Origin of the sequence: Variovorax sp. KBW07 (genome assembly GCF_003852515.1) — a bacterium.
Classification (GTDB): Bacteria; Pseudomonadota; Gammaproteobacteria; order Burkholderiales; family Burkholderiaceae_C; genus Variovorax.
Genome location: NZ_QAJK01000024.1, coordinates 129,279 through 146,303, shown reverse-complemented (window position 1 = coordinate 146,303; position 17,025 = coordinate 129,279). Strand labels below are relative to the sequence as shown.

The following is a 17,025-nucleotide window of genomic DNA, read 5'->3' as shown; positions in this document are numbered from 1 at the left end:
GCCAAACCTTTTGCACTGGAGCAAACGGATGGCACACGACGACAACAACGAATCTTCCCGCGCCAACGAGGCGCTGACGCCGCTGCACGCCTCCAAGCGCGTCTTCGGCTGGCACGACCACGCCTCGCTGTGGTTCAGCCTGGGCGTCGGGCTGCTGGTGATGCAGATCGGCGCCTACCTGGTGCCCGCGGTGGGCACGCGCGACGCGGCCATCGCGATCGTGCTGGGCTCGTGCCTCGGCGCCGGCCTGCTGGCCTGGACCGCGCGGCTGGGCTGCGAAAGCGGGCTTGCCAGCGCGGGCCTGATGCATGCCACCTACGGCAGCGCCTTCGCGCGGCTGCCGGTGCTGCTCAACATCGTGCAACTGGTGGGCTGGACCACCTTCGAACTGGTGATCATGCGCGAGGGCACGCAGGCCATCGGCCAGGTGGCGTTCGGCGCGTCGCTCGGCTCGTTCTGGGGCGGCGTGCTGACCACGCTGCTCTGGGGCGCGGTGCTGCTGGCGCTGCTCGCGGGCTCGATGGTCAAGCTGGTGCGGCGCTTCGTCAGCCGCTTCGGGTTGCCGCTGGTGGTGCTGTCGCTGCTCTGGCTGACGTGGCAGTTCGCGACGCGGCTGCAGGCCAAGGGGCTGGACGCCTTCTGGGCACGGCCGGGCGACGGCAGCATGGGGATGTTCGGCGCGCTCGACCTGGTGATCGCGATGCCCGTGTCATGGCTGCCGCTGGTGGCCGACTACGCGCGGCACGGCAAGCGCAGCGCGGCCGGCGGCTTGGGCAGCGCGTTCAGCGGCACCTGGATCGGCTACGCGCTGGCCAACATCTGGTGCTATGCGCTGGGCGTGATGGTGGTGAGCGTGGCCGAGCCGGGCGTGAGCCTGGTCACCGCGCTGCTGCTGGCCCAGGGCGGGTTGGTGGCGCTGGGCCTGATCCTCATCGACGAGCTGGACAACGCGTACGGCGATGTCTATTCGGGCTCGGTTTCCACCCACAGCCTGCTGCCGCGCTGGAGCGTGCGGCGCTGGGGACTGCTGCTGGCCACGCTGTGCATTGCGCTGGCGCTGGTGCTGCCGATGCACACGCTCGAACCCTTCCTGCTGCTGCTGAGCTCGGTGTTCGTGCCGCTGTATGGCGTGATTCTCGGGCGGCTTGGGAGCGGCCAGGCGGTGGTGTCGGTCGGCGGGCGCCAGGTCGATTTCGGCGCGGCGCTGATCTGGATCGCGGGCATTGCCGCGTACCACGCGCTGGCCAAGTGGGCGCCGCAGTTCGGCTCTGCCCTGCCGACGCTGGCCGCAACCTTCGTGCTGGCCTGGCTCAGCCGCCCGTCGCGGGCAGGCGGTGCGTCGGCACTGGCGCAAAGCCGTGGTTGAGCGGACCATGGCCCGTGCCGACCTGCACGTTCGCACCGGCGGCCATGGCGCCGAGGATGTACGCGCGCGCCTTCTCGACCGCCTCGGGCAAGGCCAGGCCCAGTGCCAGGTGCGCCGCAATGGCGGACGACAGCGTGCAGCCCGTGCCATGCAGGTTGCGGCTGGCGATGCGTTGCGACGCCAGCCGCTTGCGCGTGCCATCGCGCTGCAGCAGCACGTCGACCACGTCGTCGCCCGGCAGGTGCCCACCCTTGAGCAACACGGCCTGTGCGCCGAGCGCCAGCAGTTCGTCGGCGGCGCCATCGAGTGCATCGATACCCTCGATGGCGTGGCCGATCAGCAAGGCCGCCTCGTCCAGGTTAGGCGTGACGACCAGCGCGCGCGGGAACAGTTCGCGCACCAGCACCTGCACCGTTTCGGCGGCGATCAGCCGGTCGCCGCTGGTGGCGACCATGACCGGATCGAGCACCACGTTCTTCAGCTGGTAGCGGTCGATGGCCCAGGCCACCACCTGCACCACTTCGGGCGAATGCAGCATGCCGAGCTTGACGGCATCGACGCCGATGTCTTCGATCACGGCCTGGATCTGGGCTTTCAGGAAATCGGGCGGCACGCCGTGAATGCCCGAAACGCCCAGCGTGTTCTGCGCGGTGAGCGCGGTGATGGCCGTCATGCCATAGCAGCCGAGGGCTGCGAAGGTCTTGAGGTCGGCCTGGATGCCGGCGCCACCGCCGCTGTCGGAACCGGCGATGGAGAGCACGCGTGCGTAGCGCTGGGGAAGTCCTTGGGTCATGCTGAAAATTATCGGCGACTGGCCTTGCCTTGTTTCTCTCGCCCCTTCCGGGGGAGGGTCGGGGTGGGGGCACGCGGCGTGTCTATTGGACGCTCTGGCTGCCCCCATCCCAGCCTTCCCCCAGGGGGGGAAGGAGCAAGACCATGAGCCTGCCATTTCAATCGGCCGTCGTTCTTGGCGCGGGCCTCATGGGGCGGCTGCTGGCGGTCACGCTGGCGCGGGCCGGCTGCAAGGTCGCGCTGTTCGAAGCAGGCAGTGCCGATGCGGAAGGCGCGGCCGCGCGCGTGGCCGCGGCCATGCTCGCGCCGTTGGCCGAATCGGCCGTGGCGCCGGTGTCGGTGGTGCGCATGGGGCAGCACGCGCTCGGGCGCTGGCCCGAGCTGCTGGCCTCGCTGGCGCAGCCGGTGTTCTTCCAGCGCGAAGGCACGCTGGTGCTGTGGCACCGGCAGGACGCCGCCGAAGCCTCGCGGCTCGCGCGCGTGCTGGCCAACACCGGCGCGCAAGTGCCGGAGCTCACGCCGATGCAGACGCTCGACGCGGCGGCCATCGCCACGCTGGAGCCTTCGCTGGGCCAGCGTTTCGCGCAGGGACTGTTCCTGCCGGGCGAAGGCCAGCTCGACAACCGCGCGCTGCTGGCGTCGCTGCTCGCCACCTTGCAGGCCAGCGCGAACGTCAGCCTGCACTGGCAATCGCCTCGCGCACCGGCGGACTTTTCGCCCGGCACGCCCGGCCAACCCGATTGGGTGATCGACTGCCGCGGCCTCGGCGCCAAGCCCCAGTGGAATGCACTGCGCGGCGTGCGCGGCGAAGTCATTCGCGTGCACGCGCCCGACGTGACGCTGCAACGCCCCACCCGCCTCGTGCATCCGCGCTACCCGCTGTACATCGCGCCCAAGCCCGGCAACCTCTTCGTGATCGGCGCAACCGAGATCGAATCGGACGACATGTCGCCCGCCAGCGTGCGTTCCACGCTCGAACTGCTGAGCGCGGCCTATGCCGTGCACAGCAGTTTTGCCGAAGCACGCATCGTGGAGATCGCCGTGCAATGCCGCCCCACGCTGCCCGACAACCTGCCGGCCATCCGCCAGGTGCAGCCGCGCGTGCTGCAGGTCAACGGCCTGTACCGGCACGGCTTCATGATCGCGCCCGCCCTGCTCGACGCCACCATGGAGCTGCTTGCGCACGGCCATGCCGCACTCGCGCGCAGCTTCGGCATGGCGACTTCCGACAACGCATGACGACGATGAACATCCTGATCAACGACAAGCCCTTCACGCTGCCCGACAGCGCGACGCTCACCGACGCGCTGGCCGCGCTGGAGGCCACGCCGCCGTTCGCGGTGGCGGTGAACCGCGAGTTCGTGCCGCGCTCGGCCTATGCGGCGCGCACGCTGCAACCCGACGACCGCATCGAGGTGATTCGCCCGGTGACGGGCGGCTGATTGAAAACGATGGAGACAGACAACATGACCACGAACGACCCCCTGGTGCTCTACGGCGAGACTTTCCAGAGCCGCCTGTTGCTGGGCACCGCGCGCTATCCCTCGCCTGATCTGCTCGAAGCTGCGGTGAAACGCGCCAGGCCCGCGATGCTGACGGCCTCGCTGCGCCGTCAGACGGCCAGCCAGGGCTCAGGCAACAGCGAACTGGGCAACGGCTTCTGGGAGCTGCTGCGCCGCCTCGGCGTGCCGGTGCTGCCCAACACCGCCGGCTGCCACAGCGTGCAGGAGGTGGTCGCCACCGCGCAGATGGCACGTGAGCTGTTCGACACGCCGTGGATCAAGCTCGAGCTGATCGGCGACGACTACACGCTGCAGCCCGACACGCTGAACCTCGTCGATGCCGCATCGCAGCTGATTCGCGACGGCTTCAAGGTGCTGCCCTATTGCACGGAAGACCTGGTGCTGTGCCAGCGGCTGGTCGATGTCGGCTGCCAGGCCGTGATGCCCTGGGCCGCGCCCATCGGCACCGGCCGCGGGCCGATCAACCCCTATGCGCTGCAGGTGCTGCGCGACCGGCTCAAGGTGCCGATGCTGGTCGATGCCGGCCTGGGCCTTCCGTCGCACGCCTGCCAGGTGATGGAGTGGGGCTACGACGGCGTGCTGCTCAACACTGCCGTGGCCCTGGCCCAGGACCCGGTGGCCATGGCCGGCGCTTTCGCCGATGCGGTGCAAGCCGGCCGCACGGCGTACCGCGCCGGCGCCATGGCCGCGCAGGACGCCGCCCAGCCCAGCACGCCCGTGCTCGGCACCCCCTTCTGGCACCACGCACCGTGAGCACCATGAGCAACACGACCACCATCGCGCACGCCATCGTTGCGGCGCACGGGTTGCGCTTCGGCGCCATCACCGCGGCGCCCGTCAGCGCGGCACCGAACTTTTCTTCGGACGACCCGGTCTATCGCGGTGCCAGGCAGGCCTGCACGGCGCTGGGCTTCATCGAGATCGACGCCGAATGCCTGGCGCGTGCCTGGCGCGCACAGACCGAACGCCTGAGCCAGTTCGACGCCGCGCTATGGCCCGACAACCCGGCCGACTTCGGCATGCGGCCGTTTCCGCCTGCCGTGCGCGACGACGCGTTTCCGCCCTGCCCCGAACGCCTCGGCCTGTATGCGGTGCTGCCCGATGCAGCGTGGGTCGGCCGCATGGCGCGCGCCAGCGTGCCGACCGTGCAGTTGCGCTTCAAGTCCGACGACGCTGCGGCCATCGAGCGCGAGGTGCAAGCGGCCGTCGAGGCCGTGCAAGGCACCGGCGCCCTGCTCTTCATCAACGACCACTGGCAAGTGGCCATTGCGGCTGGCGCCTACGGCATTCACCTGGGCCAGGAAGACCTCGATGCGCTCTCGCCCGAACAGCTGCAGCAGCTTCGCGCTTCGGGCCTGCGCCTGGGTGTCAGCACGCACGGCTACGCCGAGATGGTGCGCGCCGATGCCGTGAGCCCGAGCTACATCGCGATGGGCGCGGTGTACCCGACAACGCTCAAGAAGATGGCGACCGCGCCGCAAGGCGTGGCACGGCTCGCCGCGTATGCGCGCCTGCTGCGCGGCTACCCGCAGGTCGGCATCGGCGGCATCGATGCCGTGCGGCTGCCCGAGGTGCTGGCCACCGGCGTCGGCTCTGTCGCCGTGGTGCGCGCGCTGGTCGCGGCCGAAAACCCCGAGGCCACGGCCGCGCAATGGATGGCCGCGCTGGGCGCCGCCGCAGGCAACTGAACAGAATGAACCAACGACACGCTTCCCTTTCTCCTTCGCTCACGCGGCCTCTCTTTCCCGATTCGCCAGCCTCACCTGTCTCGTCCGTTTCGCGCGCGATTGCCGTCGTGCTGCTGGCGGCGGCTTGCAGCGCGCACGCGCAACAAGCCGCGCTGCCCGAAGTCACCATCAATGAAGGCGCAGCGGCACCGCAGGCGGATGTCAGCGGCTTCGGCGACGTGCCGCTGCGCGAGCTGCCGATCTCGGCCACGGTGATCGACAGCAAGCAGCTGCGTGCCAGCGGTGCGCGCCGGCTCGCGGACCTCACGCAGTTCGACGCCTCGGTCACCGACGCCTACAACTCCGCAGGCTATTGGGACTACCTGACGGTGCGCGGCTTCGTGCTCGACAACCGCTTCAACTACCGCCGCGAAGGCCTGCCGATCAGCGCCGAAACGTCGATACCGCTCGACAACAAGGAACGCGTCGAAATCTTGCGCGGCACCAGCGGCATCCAGGCCGGCACCAGTGCGCCGGGCGGGCTGGTCAACTACGTCGTCAAGCGCCCGACCGAGCAAGACCTGCGCACGGTGCGCATCGAGACCACCAGCCGCGGCAGCGTGCTCGGCGCGCTCGACCTCGGCGGCCGCTTCGGCGAGAACCGCCAGTTCGGCTACCGGCTCAACGTGGCGAGCGAAAACCTCAAGCCGCTGGCCCACAACCTCGACGGCAACCGCAACATGTTCTCGCTGGCCGCCGACTGGCGCATCACGCGCGACTCGGTGCTGGAGTTCGAGGTCGAGCAAAGCCGCAAGACGCAACCGAGCCAGAACGGCTTCAGCCTGCTGGGCAACGTGCTGCCCGCGCCGGTCGATCCGCGCATCAACCTGAACAACCAGCCGTGGTCGCAGCCCTCGGTGTTCAAGGCGCTCACGGGCACGGTGCGCTTCAGCCAGGCGATCAACACCGACTGGCGCTGGAGCGCGCAGATCGGCCAGCAACGCCTGAAGACCGACGACCGGCTGGCTTATGCCTTCGGCTGCGGCGCCGAGGGCAACTACGACCGCTATTGCTCGGACGGCACCTTCGACGTGTATGACTTTCGCAGCGAGAACGAGCACCGCACGCAGACCGCGGGCAGCCTCAACCTGAAGGGCAACGTGATGACCGGCAGCGTGCGGCACGAACTGGGCTTCGGCCTGCTGCAAAGCCGCGTGCGCAACCGCTTCCAGGACCAGGCCTACAACTACGTGGGCACGGGCAACATCTGGGCGACCGCCGTGCTACCGGCCGACCCACGGCTGACCGATGTCAACACCAACCGCGACGAGCGCTCGACCGAGCTGTCGGTGCAAGACGCCATTCGCTGGAACGACCGCTTCACGACCTGGGTCGGCGTGCGCCACACGCGGCTGGACCGCGACAGCGTTCGCACCGACGGCTCCCGCCCCACGGGCTACAAGGACGGCATCACCACGCCGTGGATCGCGGCCAGCTACGCCATCCAGCCCGGACTGCTCGCCTATGCGAGCTGGGGCAAGGGCGTCGAATCGCAGGTGGTGCCGAACAAGAGCTCGCAATACAGCAACGCGGGCGACGCGCTGCCCGCGCTGAGCTCGAAGCAATGGGAGCTGGGCATCAAGGGCGGCAACGACAAGTTCAACTGGCAGCTTGCATGGTTCGACATCTCGCGGCCCATGACCAACATCGATGCCTGCAACCGCCTGGGCATCACGCCCTGCGATGCACGCTATGACGGCCGCGCGGTGCACCGAGGCCTGGAGGCCGGCGCGCAGTGGAGCGAAGGGCCCTGGCGGCTGGGCGGCAGCGTGACGCTGATCGACGCCAAGCGCAGGGGCAGCCTGGTCGAGCCGACGTCGAACGGCCAGTCGCCCACCAACGTTCCCAAGCAGGTGCTGCGCGCGCAGGCGGGCTATCGCATCGCGGCCATTCCGGGCCTCGAAGTGGCGGGCCAGCTGTCGCACGAAGGCCGGCGCAACGTGCTGTCCGATGGCTCGGTCACGCTGCCTTCGTGGACGCGTGTCGATGCGGTGCTGCGCTACGACACCAAGCTGCGCGGCGTGAACACCAGTTGGACGCTGGCCGTCGACAACCTGTTCGACCGGCGCTACTGGAAAGAGTCGCCCTACCAGTTCGGGCACGTCTATCTGTTCCCGGGTGCGCCGCGCACGTTGCGGCTGGGGTTGAGCGTGGCGCTTTGATCGGAGCCGACGGCCGTACGGTCATGTGCGCCAGAAATTTATTGGCGCCGTGGCGCGCGGTTGAGAAGGCTCAAAAAATCACGCTATAATCTAAGGCTTGTTCCTCGATAGCTCAGTTGGTAGAGCGCCGGACTGTTAATCCGTAGGTCCCTGGTTCGAGCCCAGGTCGAGGAGCCAAAACAAGCCGCAAGGCAACTGAAGGCCCGCTACTCACAAGGTAGCGGGCCTTTTCATTTGCAGCTTCACCACGAACATCGCTTCGCCTCTTAAAAAATGAAGTGGTCGAGTGAAGAATCGCCAAATCCATTGCATATAATTTAAGGCTTGTTCCTCGATAGCTCAGTTGGTAGAGCGCCGGACTGTTAATCCGTAGGTCCCTGGTTCGAGCCCAGGTCGAGGAGCCAAAAAACAAGCCGCAAGGCAACCGAATGCCTCGCTACTCACAAGGTAGCGAGGCATTTTCTTTGGTGCCTTCGTAAATCCCGGGCCCGGCCTATCGCGGCTGGAATGCGATGAGCCCCATGCCCGCCAGGCACACCGCGACACCCGCCACGTCCCACGGCGTGGGGCGTATGCCGTCCACTGCCCAGAGCCACGCAATCGCCACGCCGATGTACACGCCGCCATACGCCGCGTAGACACGGCCGGCCGCTGCTTCGTGCAGCGTGAGCAGCCACGCGAAGGCCGCGAGGCTGAGGGCCGCGGGCACCAGCAACCACGCCGAACGATCCTGCTTGAGCCAGAGGTACGGCAGGTAGCAGCCGACGATTTCGGCAAGCGCCGTTGCAACGTAGAGAAGAAAAGTCCGCATCCGCCGATTGTGCGGGGCCGCCGCATGCGAGCACTGCTCACGCTGCTCGCGCTCGCTGGCAAGGCTTATCGGCAAGGCACGTGAGGCCATTGCTTGATGGCCTCCGCCGGCACACCTACACTCGTTCGAATGGTCCTTCCGTCCTCGTCCCGCAAACACCCTGCCTTCGCAGCCCTGCCCCTGGCAGTGGCCGGTCGTCGCGCGGGTGCTGCCGCCGCGGCGACCACGGCGGTCTTCCGACGCACCTCCGCACTTTCCTGAGCCCGGCGGTCCGCTACTTTTCTTCTTGTTGCGCGAACCATTGACCGCCGGGCACCCTCCGCGCGGTAGCGACTTCGCCTGTTCCATCGAACCACGGGGCGGCGTCGCATTCAATTGGAGTGCTACATGCTTGCAACCATTCACGGGGAGCGCACGCTCACCGAACTCGACGCCGCACGCCTGAACAAGCTGAGCGTCAACCAGTTGCCTTCGGGGCTGGCCGATCTGCTGGACATCGCGGAGGTCCTGCCTTCGCGCGAGGTGCCGGCGAACATCGTGACGATGTACTCGCAGATCGAGATCGAAGACCCGGCCACGCAACAGGTCCAGAAGATCACCTTGTGCTACCCCGGCGACGCGGAGCCGACGGCCGGATTCATCTCGGTGCTGTCGCCCGTGGGCATCGGCCTGCTCGGCGTGAAGGCCGGCACCCTGGCCCGCTGGCAGATGCCCAACGGCGCGGAAGGCGCGGCGCGCGTGGTCGCCATTCTTTTCCAGCCGGAAGCCAGCGGCGACTACACGACCTGAGCACGCCCCCCAAGCCCCCAGCCACGGGCACGCGCTTTTTCAGTGCTGCATGACGGCGTTGGTGCGGCTCTTCGCGTTGTCGATGGTCGCGCTGACCGAACTCGTGTTGACCGCCAGTGCCACCAGCACGGAGCCGACGAAGGCCGGATCGGCCGCGCCGCTGAAGCCCGAGGCACCGGCGATGGCCAGGGCCTGCTGCACCTGTTGGCGGGTCAGTTCCGCAGCCGCTTCTCCCACCAGATTCTTCTTGGTCGCCACGCCGAACTCCTGAAGTGAAGGCAAGACTGTAACTTTCGGGACAGCGTCGGCAAGCCCTCGCACAGGGAAGCGGCACGCCATTGTTACGTGACTGTTTGCAAAAGTTTCCTGAGTAATAATCGCCACGCTCCATCTGCCGCCGCCCTCCGGGCAACTCCGCGTGTCCGGCTTCGACGGCTGGAGCGATCGAGGACCGGGTTGCCGGCAACCCGTGCGCACGCGCATGCACCCATGACTTTTGGCACTGGCGTGCCGATCCGCGGAGCCCTATCGTCGCGCGGCCGCAAGCGGCGCGACGGATCGGGAGGACCACAAGCCATGCAATTGCAGCTTCGATCTTCGACACGAGACGCCCGCCGCGGCGCTCCGTATTGTTTTCACTTGATAGATCGGGACATGGCTTTTTCTAAACTCTCTCTCGCAAGCGCACTCGCCGGCCTGCTGGTCCTCTCGGGCTGCCAGACCATGGACATGCAAATGGGCAACCAGTCGGCCAAGACCGTGGCCACCGGCAGCGCAGCCGGTGCGGCCACCTCCGGCGAAAGCAGCGCACTCGAGCGCTGCGACTCCCCACTCGGTACGGTCTCGCTGGTCGAGAACGTCAATGCCGGCTGGTACACCGTGCTCACCGGCGAATACAAGCTGCCCCCCACCGCCAACCTGCTGCGCCTGCTGGTGCAGCAATCGAACTGCTTCGTGGTGGTCGAGCGCGGCGCGGCCGGCATGAACGCCATGACGCGTGAACGCGCGCTGATGCAGTCGGGCGAAATGCGCGGCGGCAGCAACTTCGGCCGCGGCCAGATGGTGGCTTCCGACTACGGCCTGTCGCCCGAGATCGTGTTCAGCAACAGCGACGCGGGCGGCCTGGGCGGCGCGCTCGGCGGGCTGGTGGGTGGCGGCCGCGGCCGTGCCATTGCCAACATCGGCGCGAGCCTGCAGACCAAGGAAGCCAGCGCACTGCTGACCCTGGTGGACAACCGCTCGGGCGTGCAGGTCGCGGCGGCCGAAGGCAGCGCTTCCAAGACCGACTTCGCGGGCTTTGCCGGCCTGGGTGGCCTCTCGGCCGCCGGCGGCATCGGCGGCTACACGCGCACTCCGCAAGGCAAGGTGATTGCCGCTGCGTTCATGGACGCCTTCAACCAGATGGTCCGTTCGCTGCGCAACTACAAGGCACAGACCGTGCGCGGCCAAGGCCTTGGTGGCGGTGGCCGCCTGGGCGTGGACGGCGCGGCACCGCCGTCGCAGACCTCGGCTCCGCAACCGCGTCGCCGCAAGTAAGAAGAGAAAAGAAGGGACGCCGAAGGCCTGCCGCAGCAGCGGGCCTCGGCTCTGTTCTTCAGCGCTCAGAGGTAGCGGGTTTCGGCCGGCGGCTGGAACCAGTTGTTGTTGCGCCCGTCCATGTACATGACGGGCGCCGTTGCCCACTCCTGCACCGTCGCGTCGTCCAGGCAGGCCACGTTCACACTGACATAGGCTCCGCCGATCTCCGGCACGTTGCCCCGGCCGAACGACCGTATGCCGCAATGCCGGCAGAAGAGGTGCTCGGCGACGCCGGTATTGAACCGGTAGCTCGTCAGCTCTTCTTCGCCCGACAGCAGCGTGAAGGCCTCCGGCTTCACGATGGCGCCCCATCCCCGGGACTTGGTACAGATCGAGCAATTGCATTTGCCGGTGCCTTCGGCAAGGTCGATCAGCGCCTGGAAGCGCACCTTGCCGCAGTGGCAGCTGCCGTTGTATGTCTTCTTCATGGGTCGTGTCCGTGTGATTGAAAGAAGCGCCAAGGCTACGGGCCATTGCGGACAGATACTGTCCTCGATCACCGGCATCATGCGCACATGCTGTCTGCTTCCGCACGCCTGATCCGGCTGCTTTCGTTGTTCCAGGCCCAACGCGCCTGGACCGGCTCCGCGTTGGCCACGCGGCTCGAAATCACCGAACGCACCCTGCGCCGCGACGTCGACCGCCTGCGCAGCCTGGGCTACACCGTCGATTCCACATCGGGCGTGGCCGGCGGCTACCGCCTGGGCGCCGGCACCGCCCTGCCCCCGCTGCTGCTGGAAGACGAAGAAGCCATCGCCGTAGCACTGGGCCTGGGCAATCCGGCGGGCACGCCCGGCGACATCGAGAACGCATCGATGCGCGCGCTGGCCAAGCTCGAACAGCTGATGCCGCAGCGCCTGCGCCGCCGACTCGACAGCGTGCGTGCCTCCGTGGTGCCGATCGTTCGCGACAAGTCACCGGTGCGCCTGAAGGCCGTCACCCTGCTGGCCGAAGCCTGCACCGACCGCCTCGTGCTGCGCTTCGGCTACCGCGACCACAACGACGCCGCCACCGCGCGCACGGTGGAGCCGCATCGCGTGGTGCAGACGGGCCATCGCTGGTATCTGCTGGCCTGGGACACGGCGCGCGAAGACTGGCGCACCTTTCGCCTCGACCGCATCGTCGAGCCCGTGCCCACGGGCGAGCGCTTCACGCCGCGCAGGCTGCCGCACGGCGACGTGGCCGCCTACATGGCCCATGCGCTCGACGTCTCGCCCTACCTGCACCATGCGAGCGTCGTGGTGCACGCAACGCCGCAGGCGCTCGAAGCGCACATGCGCTGGATCGGGGGCACACCGGAGGCCGTCGGCGAGGGCGCCACGCGCATCGCGACAAGCGCCAATTCGCTCGACGCGCTGGCGGTGTGGCTCGGCTGCCTGGAATACGACTTCGAAGTCGAATCGCCACCGGAACTGGTCGGGCACCTGTCGCGCGTTGCCGCACGGCTTGGCGAGGCGGCGCGCAAGAGCAGTACTGGCAGCCTCGATGGCAGCAAGGTGCGAAAGAAAAAAGCGTCCTGATCAGTGGCCGTCGCCGTCGCTGCGTCAGCGCAGTGCAAACGCCAGCGTGACCGCGCCCAGGGCCAGCAGCGCGAGCCCGGCAATGAAGACCATCTCGCCCCAGGCCTCCAGCCGCAGGCCCGACCGGCGTGCGCGCATGGAGATGAAAGACAACAACGCGCTGGCCAGGAAGACCAGCGCATCGACGGCAAGCAAGCGGTCGATCAGCAGCCGCATGTCGTCGCGTGGCCCGAGGTGGCCGATCGACATCACGGTCATGCACACGCCGATCATCGTGGCCGACGTGGGCAGGATGTGGGCCGAGAGGCCGCCGGCGGACGACGTCATGCTGCGCGAAGCCCGGGAGCCAGCCTTATCCAATTCGGACCGGCACGAAGATCTTGTCTTCGCCGCGCTGGATCAGCAGCGCCACCGACTTGTTGGTCGCCTTCGCCACCACCTCGCGCACCTGCTCCAGGCTCTGCGCGGGCGTGCCGTTGATGGCCAGCAGCACGTCGCCCGCCTGCACGCCGGCCTGGGCCGAGGGGCCCGCCGCGTCTTCGATCAACAGGCCGCTGTCGACGCCGGCCTCGCGCTTCTCCTGCGGCTGCAACGGACGCAGCGCCAGGCCCAGCTTGCCCTGGCCCACCGAGGCGTCGGCCTTCGCGACCTGCGCCGGCTTGTCGCTGGCATCGCCGAGCTTGGCCTGCAACTCCTGCCGCTCGCCCTGGCGCCACACTTCGAGCGTGACCTTCTTGCCTGGGGCCTGCTGGCCGATGACCGCCGGCAGGTCGCCGGACGACACGATGCTCTGCCCGTCGACCTTGCGGATCACGTCGCCCGCCTTCAGGCCGGCCTTGTCGCCGGGGCCGCCCTTCTCGATGTTCGAGACCAGCGCGCCTTCGGGCTTGTCGAGCTTGAACGAATCGGCAAAGGCCTGGTTCACTTCCTGCACGGCCACGCCGAGCCGCGCGTGCGTGGCCTTGCCGGTGGCGACGATCTGGTCTTTCACCTGCACCGCCACGTCGATGGGAATGGCGAACGACACGCCCTGGTAGCCACCGCTGCGGCTGTAGATCTGCGAGTTGATGCCGACCACCTCGCCGCGCGTGTTCAGCAGCGGGCCACCCGAGTTGCCGGGGTTCACGGCCACGTCGGTCTGGATGAAAGGCACGTAGCTGTCGTCGGGCAGCGAGCGGCCCTTGGCGCTCACCACGCCGGCCGTGACCGTGTTCTCGAAGCCGAAGGGCGAGCCGATGGCCAGCACCCATTCGCCGACCTTCAGGTCCTTGGTGTTGCCGAGCGCGAGCACCGGCAGGTTCTTGGCGTCGATCTTCAACACGGCGATGTCGGTCTTGGCATCGGCGCCCAGCACCTTGGCGCGGAACTCGCGGCGGTCGGTCAGCTTGACGGTGACCTCCTTCGCGTCTTTCACGACGTGGGCGTTGGTGATGATGATGCCGCTGGGGTCGACGATGAAGCCCGAGCCCTGCGCGCGCACCGGCACGTCGCGTTGCTGTTGTTGCTGGCCGCGCGGCCCCATCTGGCCCTGGAAACGGCGGAAGAACTGGAACATCGGGTCGTCCGGGTCCATGCCTTCGATCTCCGCGGCGGCCTGGTCGTCCGAGGCCTTCATGGTGCCTGTCACGCTGATGTTGACCACGGCCGGACCGTCGCGCGAGGTGATGGTCGAGAAGTCGGGCAGCGTGACCATGGCCGCGGGCGCCACAGCCGTGGCGTTGGTGGTCGGCGCATTCACGGCACGGGCGCTGGTGTAGGCACCGGCACCGACGGCGCCGATCACACCTGCGCTGGCCAGTGCGATTGCCAGGGCGCGGGGGGAAGTCAGACGGGTGTTCATGGGTCGGTTCCTTTCAATGCGTATCAACGCAAACACGATGAAAGGAATGTCGTTGCGCTGACTTAAGCGCCGCTTAAACGGACCCGGGTTCTACGCTCCTTCCTTGGGAGAGGGAGCAAACACCACCCGCACTCGCAAGCCACCCAGGCTGGGCGATGCATCGAGCACCACCGTGGCGCCATGCAGCTCGGCAATCGACTTCACGATGGCAAGGCCCAGCCCGCTGCCCGGCGCCTGCGTTTCGCCGGAGCGGTAGAAGCGGTCGAGCACGCGCTCGCGCTCGGACTCGGGCAGGCCGGGGCCGCTGTCGTCCACGCTGAGCTCGATGGCGCCCTCGCGCCGGGTGATGCCGATGTCGACCCGCCCTTCGATGGGCGTGTACTTGACCGCGTTCTCGAGCAGGTTGCGCAACATCATGCGCAAGGCCTCGGGCTGGCCGCTGACCACTGCCGCATCGTCGTGCGAAATGCCGATGTCGATGCCCCGCGCCTGCGCCGCCGCCACGGCGTCGGACACGGCCAGGCGCGCGATCTCGGCCAGGTCGACATGCTCGGGCCTGGCACCGGCGGCCATGCTGGCTTCATGCCGGGCCAGTGCCAGCATCTGCTCGACCAGCCGCGTGGCGCGGTCGATGCCCGCGACCAGCCGGCTCACCGCGACGTCGCGCGATGCGCCGTCGGGCGCGCGCTGCAGGCCCTGCACCTGCAGCTTCAACGCCGCGAGCGGCGAGCGCAGTTCGTGCGCCGCATCGGCGACGAAGTGCTTCTGCGCATCGAAGGCATGGCGCACCCGGTCGAACAGCAGGTTCAGCTCCTGCACCAGCGGGCGCACCTCCTCGGGCAGATCTTCTTCGCTCACCGGCGAAAGGTCGTCGGCCTGCCGCGAGGCCACCTGCTTGCGCACGCGCGCCACCGGCGCCAGCGAACGGCTCACGACCCACCACACCACCAGCATCAGCAATGGCGCCATCAGCGCCACCGGTGCGATGGTGCGCAGCGCCAGCGTGCCGGCCATGCTGCGCCGCGCCGCCATGTCCTGCGCCACCTGGATCACCAGCCCGCGCGTCTGCATCGAGAACACGCGGTAGGTGGTGCCGCGCGCACGCACGTCGGCAAAGCCCAGCACCGCGAGCTGCGGCAGCGCGGCCTGCTCGGCGGACTCGAAGATGCGCACGCCGTCGGCGGTCCACACCTGCACCACGAAGTCGAAATTCTGTTCACCGCTGCCGATGCCACCGACCGCCGCGCTCGGCGGCAGGCCGGCGCGCAAAGACATCGCCATCTGCTGCATGTGGTAGTCGAAGATGTCGTCGGCCTCGCTGAGCACGGTGCGGTACGCCACCAGCGCCTGAGCGCCCGCCGCCAGCACGATGGCCGCGAGCAGAAACCACAGCAGCCGTGCGCGCAGCGACCCGGTCAGGCTGCGCCTCATACCTTCGGCACCATGTAGCCCACGCCGCGCACATTGCGGATGAACTCGGCGCCGAGCTTCTTGCGCAGGCCGTGCACATACACCTCGACAGCGTTGCTGCTGATCTCGTCCTTCCAGCTGTAGAGTTTTTCTTCGAGCTGGGCACGCGACAGCACCATGCCGGGACGCGCCAGCAGCGGCTCCAGCACAGCCCATTCGCGCGCCGAGAGCACCACGGGCTGGCCGCCCACTGACACCTCGCGCGTGGCCGGGTTGATGCTCACGCCCATGTGCTCGTACACCGGCTCGGCACGCCCGGCCGCGCGGCGCAGCAAGGCGCGGATGCGGGCCAGCAGTTCGTCGAGGTCGTAAGGCTTGAGCACGTAGTCGTCGGCGCCGGCATCGAGCCCTTCGATGCGCTGCTGCACCGAGTCGCGTGCGGTGGCAATCAGCACCGGCATGCGCTGCTTGCGGGCGCGCAGGTTGCGCAGCACCTCGAGGCCGTCGCGCCGGGGCACGCCCAGGTCGAGCATCACCAGGTCGTATTGCTGCGTGCGCAGGGCGGACTCGGCGGCCTCGCCGTCTTTCACCCAATCGACCGCGTACTGCTCTGCGCGCAGCAGGTCGAGCACGGCTTCGCCGATCATCACGTCGTCTTCCAGGAGCAGGAGTCGCATGGTTGTGTTCCGTTGTCAGGCTTCGAGGCAGGGGCGGCCGCGGAAGTTCAGTTCAGAGCAGCGAGCGGACTTCGCGCGCCGCCTCGAACAGCAGCGGCAGCATGTCGCGCAGCAGGGCCTCTTCCTGGTAGCGCGTGCCCGACAGCACCACGTTGAGCGCGGCCACCGTGTGGCCCTGCATGTCGCGCAACGGCACCGCCAGCGCCTGCACGCCCAGCTCGTGTTCTTCGCTGGCAAAGCAATGGTCGTCCTTGCGTGCGCGCGCGACAAGCTGGCGCAGGCCGCGCGCCTGGGTCACGGTGTGCGGCGTGAGCCGTGCGAGATGGCGGCCCTTGAGCCACTGCGTGAACTGGGTGGGCGGCAACGCGGCCAGCAGCACGCGGCCGGTGGAAGTGGCGTGGGCCGGCAGCCGCGCGCCCAGGTGCAGGCCGTAGGCCAGCACGCGCGTCGGCGTGCCGTAGCTGCCGCTGCGCGCAACGATGACCACCTCTTCGCCATCGAGCACCACTGCGGAGAACGATTCGCCGGTCTGCGCCGCCAGCCGGTTCAGCGTGGGCTGCAATGCGCGCGGCAGCCGCGACGACGCCAGGTAGCTGCCCGAAAAGCGCAGCACCTTCGGTGCCATCCAGAAATAGCTGCCGTCGGTTTCCAGGTAGCCCAGGTGGGCCAGCGTGAGCAGGTGCCGGCGGGCCGCGGCCCGCGTGAGGCCGGCGCGCTCGGCGGCCAGGGTGGCATTGAGGCGCTGGCGTTCGGTGTCGAAGCTTTCCAGCACCGCCATTCCCTTGGCGATGCCTTCGATGAAATCGGCTTTGGCGATGGTCATTCGTGGC

General features: G+C 68.3%; 18 protein-coding genes and 2 tRNA genes. 11 read left to right on the top strand and 9 right to left on the bottom strand.

Annotated features, from left to right (window positions below; all coding sequences use genetic code 11):
• Positions 1 to 28: 28 nt before the first annotated feature.
• Positions 29 to 1,366 (top strand): cytosine permease, encoded by a 1,338-nt coding sequence (locus DBV14_RS05245; RefSeq protein ID WP_124458130.1) that lies wholly within the window; start codon positions 29 to 31, stop codon positions 1,364 to 1,366.
• Here DBV14_RS05245 and thiD read toward each other — a convergent pair.
• On the bottom strand, positions 1,311 to 2,159 hold the full coding sequence (gene thiD, locus DBV14_RS05240) for a bifunctional hydroxymethylpyrimidine kinase/phosphomethylpyrimidine kinase (RefSeq protein WP_124458129.1): 849 nt from the start codon (positions 2,157 to 2,159) through the stop codon (positions 1,311 to 1,313). The two genes, DBV14_RS05245 and thiD, sit on opposite strands and share 56 nt — an antisense overlap.
• Positions 2,160 to 2,302: 143 nt before the next feature.
• Between thiD and DBV14_RS05235 the strand changes: the two genes are divergently transcribed.
• The 7 genes from DBV14_RS05235 to DBV14_RS05205 all read left to right on the top strand — a co-directional run bounded on the left by DBV14_RS05235 (position 2,303) and on the right by DBV14_RS05205 (position 7,974).
• Complete coding sequence (locus DBV14_RS05235) at positions 2,303 to 3,397, top strand: FAD-dependent oxidoreductase (RefSeq protein ID WP_124458128.1); 1,095 nt, start codon at positions 2,303 to 2,305, stop codon at positions 3,395 to 3,397.
• A 5-nt stretch (positions 3,398 to 3,402) separates the two neighbouring features.
• Positions 3,403 to 3,600, top strand: coding sequence for a sulfur carrier protein ThiS (gene thiS, locus DBV14_RS05230; RefSeq protein WP_185545925.1), 198 nt, complete (start codon positions 3,403 to 3,405; stop codon positions 3,598 to 3,600).
• A gap of 24 nt (positions 3,601 to 3,624) precedes the next feature.
• Entirely contained in the window at positions 3,625 to 4,434 is an 810-nt protein-coding gene (locus DBV14_RS05225) for a thiazole synthase (RefSeq protein WP_124458126.1), read from the top strand.
• A 5-nt stretch (positions 4,435 to 4,439) separates the two neighbouring features.
• Positions 4,440 to 5,369, top strand: coding sequence for a thiamine phosphate synthase (locus DBV14_RS05220; RefSeq protein WP_124458125.1), 930 nt, complete (start codon positions 4,440 to 4,442; stop codon positions 5,367 to 5,369).
• Positions 5,370 to 5,374: 5 nt separating this feature from the next.
• Positions 5,375 to 7,570, top strand: coding sequence for a TonB-dependent siderophore receptor (locus tag DBV14_RS05215; RefSeq protein WP_124458124.1), 2,196 nt, complete (start codon positions 5,375 to 5,377; stop codon positions 7,568 to 7,570).
• A gap of 101 nt (positions 7,571 to 7,671) precedes the next feature.
• Positions 7,672 to 7,747 (top strand) — tRNA-Asn (locus DBV14_RS05210).
• Between the two features lie 151 nt (positions 7,748 to 7,898).
• Positions 7,899 to 7,974, top strand: a tRNA-Asn gene (locus DBV14_RS05205).
• A gap of 89 nt (positions 7,975 to 8,063) precedes the next feature.
• On the opposite strand, the gene DBV14_RS05200 is transcribed toward DBV14_RS05205, so the two are convergent.
• Positions 8,064 to 8,381 carry a YnfA family protein gene (locus tag DBV14_RS05200; RefSeq protein WP_124458123.1) on the bottom strand — a complete coding sequence of 106 codons (318 nt, stop codon included), beginning with the start codon at positions 8,379 to 8,381 and terminating at the stop codon, positions 8,064 to 8,066.
• Between the two features lie 387 nt (positions 8,382 to 8,768).
• On the opposite strand from DBV14_RS05200, the gene DBV14_RS05195 reads away from it, so the two are divergent.
• On the top strand, positions 8,769 to 9,170 hold the full coding sequence (locus DBV14_RS05195; RefSeq protein ID WP_124458122.1) for a GreA/GreB family elongation factor: 402 nt from the start codon (positions 8,769 to 8,771) through the stop codon (positions 9,168 to 9,170).
• A gap of 39 nt (positions 9,171 to 9,209) precedes the next feature.
• On the opposite strand, the gene DBV14_RS05190 is transcribed toward DBV14_RS05195, so the two are convergent.
• Positions 9,210 to 9,452 carry a hypothetical protein gene (locus DBV14_RS05190; protein ID WP_260396820.1) on the bottom strand — a complete coding sequence of 81 codons (243 nt, stop codon included), beginning with the start codon at positions 9,450 to 9,452 and terminating at the stop codon, positions 9,210 to 9,212.
• Between the two features lie 372 nt (positions 9,453 to 9,824).
• Between DBV14_RS05190 and DBV14_RS05185 the strand changes: the two genes are divergently transcribed.
• The gene (locus DBV14_RS05185) at positions 9,825 to 10,706 is read left to right on the top strand and encodes a CsgG/HfaB family protein (protein WP_124458121.1); all 882 of its coding nucleotides are present in this window, start codon (positions 9,825 to 9,827) and stop codon (positions 10,704 to 10,706) included.
• 65 nt (positions 10,707 to 10,771) lie between these two features.
• Here DBV14_RS05185 and DBV14_RS05180 read toward each other — a convergent pair whose 3' ends face one another.
• Positions 10,772 to 11,176, bottom strand: a complete 405-nt coding sequence (locus DBV14_RS05180; protein ID WP_124458120.1) for a GFA family protein — start codon at positions 11,174 to 11,176, stop codon at positions 10,772 to 10,774.
• Positions 11,177 to 11,263: 87 nt separating this feature from the next.
• Here DBV14_RS05180 and DBV14_RS05175 point away from each other — a divergent pair, with 87 nt between their 5' ends.
• Complete coding sequence (locus DBV14_RS05175; protein WP_124458119.1) at positions 11,264 to 12,268, top strand: YafY family protein; 1,005 nt, start codon at positions 11,264 to 11,266, stop codon at positions 12,266 to 12,268.
• Between the two features lie 24 nt (positions 12,269 to 12,292).
• On the opposite strand, the gene DBV14_RS05170 is transcribed toward DBV14_RS05175, so the two are convergent.
• The 5 genes from DBV14_RS05170 to DBV14_RS05150 all read right to left on the bottom strand — a co-directional run bounded on the left by DBV14_RS05170 (position 12,293) and on the right by DBV14_RS05150 (position 17,018).
• Positions 12,293 to 12,595 (bottom strand): hypothetical protein, encoded by a 303-nt coding sequence (locus DBV14_RS05170; protein WP_124458118.1) that lies wholly within the window; start codon positions 12,593 to 12,595, stop codon positions 12,293 to 12,295.
• A 25-nt stretch (positions 12,596 to 12,620) separates the two neighbouring features.
• On the bottom strand, positions 12,621 to 14,108 hold the full coding sequence (locus DBV14_RS05165) for a Do family serine endopeptidase (RefSeq protein WP_124458117.1): 1,488 nt from the start codon (positions 14,106 to 14,108) through the stop codon (positions 12,621 to 12,623).
• 90 nt (positions 14,109 to 14,198) lie between these two features.
• Complete coding sequence (locus DBV14_RS05160) at positions 14,199 to 15,539, bottom strand: ATP-binding protein (protein WP_124458116.1); 1,341 nt, start codon at positions 15,537 to 15,539, stop codon at positions 14,199 to 14,201.
• Complete coding sequence (locus tag DBV14_RS05155) at positions 15,536 to 16,195, bottom strand: response regulator (protein WP_124458115.1); 660 nt, start codon at positions 16,193 to 16,195, stop codon at positions 15,536 to 15,538. The genes DBV14_RS05160 and DBV14_RS05155 overlap by 4 nt, the downstream gene beginning before the upstream one ends.
• A gap of 52 nt (positions 16,196 to 16,247) precedes the next feature.
• Positions 16,248 to 17,018 (bottom strand): IclR family transcriptional regulator C-terminal domain-containing protein, encoded by a 771-nt coding sequence (locus DBV14_RS05150; protein WP_124458114.1) that lies wholly within the window; start codon positions 17,016 to 17,018, stop codon positions 16,248 to 16,250.
• Positions 17,019 to 17,025: the final 7 nt, after the last annotated feature.